General features: G+C 57.8%; 2 protein-coding genes and 1 pseudogene. All 3 read left to right on the top strand.

Going from position 1 to position 3,808, the window contains the following annotated elements; translation table 11 throughout:
- Positions 1–992: 992 nt before the first annotated feature.
- Complete coding sequence (glyA, locus tag NKH35_RS30875) at positions 993–2,330, top strand: serine hydroxymethyltransferase (RefSeq protein ID WP_023707831.1); 1,338 nt, start codon at positions 993–995, stop codon at positions 2,328–2,330.
- A 53-nt stretch (positions 2,331–2,383) separates the two neighbouring features.
- Positions 2,384–3,559 carry a methionine adenosyltransferase gene (gene metK, locus NKH35_RS30870; protein WP_352917473.1) on the top strand — a complete coding sequence of 392 codons (1,176 nt, stop codon included), beginning with the start codon at positions 2,384–2,386 and terminating at the stop codon, positions 3,557–3,559.
- A 105-nt stretch (positions 3,560–3,664) separates the two neighbouring features.
- Positions 3,665–3,808, top strand: a pseudogene (locus NKH35_RS30865) (adenosine kinase); the annotation flags it as partial.

The following is a 3,808-nucleotide window of genomic DNA, read 5'->3' as shown; positions in this document are numbered from 1 at the left end:
CAACCCACTTGCGAACAGTGGCCGCATCAACGCCATGCATCGACGCCGCACTCGCGTAGCTCTCATCCCCGCCTAAATAGCTATCGACAACCGAGGCGCTTGAAACTCTCGCCGTGTCTGGACATGCAAAACCCCCGAAGGTTGTGTCCAACTTTCGGGGGTCAGTTCACTTAGACCGGGACGGTTCTTGGTCGGGAAGAAGATCGGATTGAAAGGGAACCTTCCTTCATCTTTGTATCACGGTCAGTCTGCTCGAGATTGATCGCTGCAAACCGGGAGCAGGCCAGATCGACAACCGTTGCAACAGATCCTTCAAGGAAATTCATAGACTCTTAGCAACTCCGGCTCGCTGTGAATGGTAGGCTTAATGCAACGTCTGAGATCAGTGGTCAAACCGTGGCGCCGCTTGTCCTCCGACTCGCCGAACTGCTTGCAAATTTCGGCTAAAGGCAATGGCAAGAAGAGCGCCCATTAGTTTGTTCGACACAGCGATTTCGGCGGTCGGTCACGGCCACCAAGATTTGTCTGGTCGTTGGACAACCTTCGAAAGCTGCAACTTCTGTGGAGAACGGGAAATGAGAAATTCGGTAGAACTTGGGCCTGACCCATGATGGCACTGGTCAGTCGCCTGCGCATGGCAGCCCATTCTGATCGCCTTCGATTCCTGGGCCTTTGTGCGCATGCGGACCTAACTGTCTGCGAGCTAGCGGAGATTCTGGGCGTGTGTCGAGAGCGGGTTGCGCGACACGTCCGGCTACTCGCCAGAGCCGACTTGCTTTGCTGCAACGAACAGCCTCCGTGGCGCTCGTACCATCTCAAAGCAGAATCCAACGACGGCGGGCTGGTTCGATTATTGGTCGATCTCCTGCCCCATCGCGACGGCTATCATAAACAGGACCTGCAAAGGCTTGAAGCGGTACGAAACACGCGGCCGAAGGGTACCGCATGCCTGATAGTGAAGTAGGTCAATCCAATTGGAGTGCGAAGCTACCATGGACAACTCCGCCGACGACGCGATCGCACAGCCCGACACCTATGGGCGGTCTTCCTTGGCCGCGGTTGATTGCCGCGTTCACGAGCTGCTTCTGAGACAGGAGCAGCAGGAGCGGACGACCCTCAAGCTCATCGCCTCAGAGAACTTTGCGTCCTCGGCCGTGCTGGAAGCGAACGGCTCAATTTTCACAAACAAGTACGCCGAGGGGTACCCCGGTGCGCGCTACTACGCTGGAAACGAGATCGTTGATGAGCTTGAAAATCTGGCCACTGAGCGCCTGAAAGCATTATTTGGCAGCGAGCATGCCAACGTCCAGCCTTATTCCGGCTCGCCGGCCAACCAGGCTGTCTATCGTGCGCTTTTGAGCCCCGGTGACAAAGTCATGGGCTTGCCCCTTCCGGAAGGGGGCCATCTGACTCATGGTTGGGCCATCAATTTTTCCGGTACTGACTATCAACGCGTCCCCTATGGGTTGGATGAAACGACACAGCAGATTGACTATGACCGCTTGCGCGAGACAGCCAAGCGGGAAAGGCCGCGGCTCATCTGGGTCGGCGGAACTGCTTACCCGCGTGTCTTTAACTACGCGGCAATGGCAGAAATCGCCCTGGAAGCGAACTCCTATCTCGTAGCCGACATTGCGCACATCAGCGGCCTGATTGCCGCGGGAGCGCACCCGAATCCCGTGGGCCATTGCGACGTGGTCAGCAGCACGTCCCATAAGTCGATCCGCGGTCCCCGCGGTGGCTTCATTTTGTCAAGGAACGAAGATCGCTATCAGGCCCTGTATCATACAAAGAGCAAATACAATCTCGCCAGACGAATAGACCGGGCGGTCTTCCCTCACCTGCAAGGCGGGCCTCACATGAATGCCATCGCTGCGCTAGCGGTTGCCTTGCACGAAGCCGCGAACCCGTCCTTCCGAAGCTACGGCCAACAGACGGTTAAGAATGCCAAGGCTCTGGCAGTTGCACTGCTTGAGCGAGGTTATGACCTGGTTACCGGGGGGACGGACAATCACATGCTGATCCTTGATCTTCGCAATCGGCCACTATCGGGCAAGGCCTATGCCGAGCGACTAGCAAAGGCAGGAATCATCACAAACTTTAACATGGTTCCTGGCGACCCGCGGGATCCGGCGGTCACAAGCGGAATTCGCCTGGGGGCGCCAGCAGTGACGTCAATGGGCATGCGCGATGTGGAAATGGAGCAAATTGCTGGCTTCATTGACTCCGTCCTCCAGCGGCCAGACGACGAAGATCTCCATGCCTGCGTGCGAAGAGACGTTGCCGACTTGTGCGCTGCGTTCGAGGTCCCGGGCATCTCCGACAAGTAAGGTGGGCCAAGCAAAATGCCCATACCACATCCAACATCCGAAGCGAGGTATTCATGGCTAGGCAGTTCGTGTTCTCTTCCGAATCGGTTGGCGCGGGGCACCCGGATAAGCTGGCTGACAACATCTCGGATGCCATCCTCGATGCCATCCTCCGCACAGATCCCAAGGCGCGCGTCGCCTGTGAAGCGTTGGTAAAATCAGGGATAGTCGTTCTGGCTGGCGAGATTACCAGCGATGCCCAGGTGGATTATAGCCAAGTTGCGCGTGATACGATTCTCGACATTGGGTACGACGACGAGGCCGTCGGCTTTGACGGCCGGCGTTGCTCCGTGGTTCATGCCCTCACCGAGCAGTCGCCCGACATCAGCCAAGGCGTTGAAGAGGGAAGAGGGCAAGACCTCCAGCAGGGAGCGGGAGATCAGGGCCTCATGTTCGGCTACGCATGCCGAGAAACCGATACCCTGATGCCTTTGCCGATCCAGCTCGCTCATCGCTTGACGAAACGGCAGGCGTATGTCCGGAAGGCAGAACAGCTTGGCTGGTTGCGTCCTGACATGAAATCCCAAGTCTCAGTGCGCTATGAGGGGTTGCGCCCAGTCGCCCTGGATACCATCGTCGTGTCGACACAACATGACGAGGAGGTCTCGCAAGAGACTGTCCGCGAGGGCGTCATTGAGGAAATCATAAAGCCTGTCCTGCCGACCCACCTGGAGACGGAAGGCATCAGAATTCTGGTCAACCCGACGGGGCGGTTCGTAGTCGGCGGGCCGCGCGGCGACTGCGGTCTCACTGGACGCAAGATCATCGTCGACTCCTATGGCGGGATGGGTCGTCATGGCGGCGGCGCCTTCTCGGGCAAGGACCCGTCTAAGGTTGACCGCTCAGCTGCCTATGCGGCCCGCTATGTCGCAAAGAACATCGTCGCTAGCGGACTCGCAGACGTGTGCGAGGTGCAGCTTGCTTACGCAATCGGCGTGGCCAGTCCGGTTTCCGTCATGGTCAACACGTTCGGGACAGCTAGGGTTGAGGAAAGCAGGATCGAGCGCCTCATTCTTGAGTTGTTCGATCTCAGACCGAAAGGCATTATCAAGATGCTTGATCTCTTACGCCCTATATACCGCAATACAGCGACGTATGGCCATTTCGGACGTGAAGAGCCTGATTTCACCTGGGAGAAGACAGACAGGGCGGACGAATTGCGTCGCGAGGCAGGACTCGCCGCCCCGTGAAGCCGCCGGCGAACGGATTGGAAAGCGGAAAGCCCATTTCCACCGGGCAGACTCGCGCCTGGCAGGGTGGCGAGAAGCCGGCTCGGGTTTTTGGCGGAGACATTGATGCCCGATTATGACGTGCTTTGCATCGGCAATGCCATTGTCGACATCATCGCCCAGTGCGACGACGCTTTTCTCGAGACCAACGTCATCATCAAGGGTTCGATGAACCTCATCTACACCAAGCGCGCCGTGCTGCTCTACAGC

This window comes from Mesorhizobium sp. M1143, from assembly GCF_040318435.1.
In the GTDB taxonomy this organism is placed as follows: domain Bacteria; phylum Pseudomonadota; class Alphaproteobacteria; order Rhizobiales; family Rhizobiaceae; genus Mesorhizobium.
The sequence above is the reverse complement of the archived record's forward strand: the minus strand, read 5'-3'. Positions and strand labels throughout refer to the sequence as shown.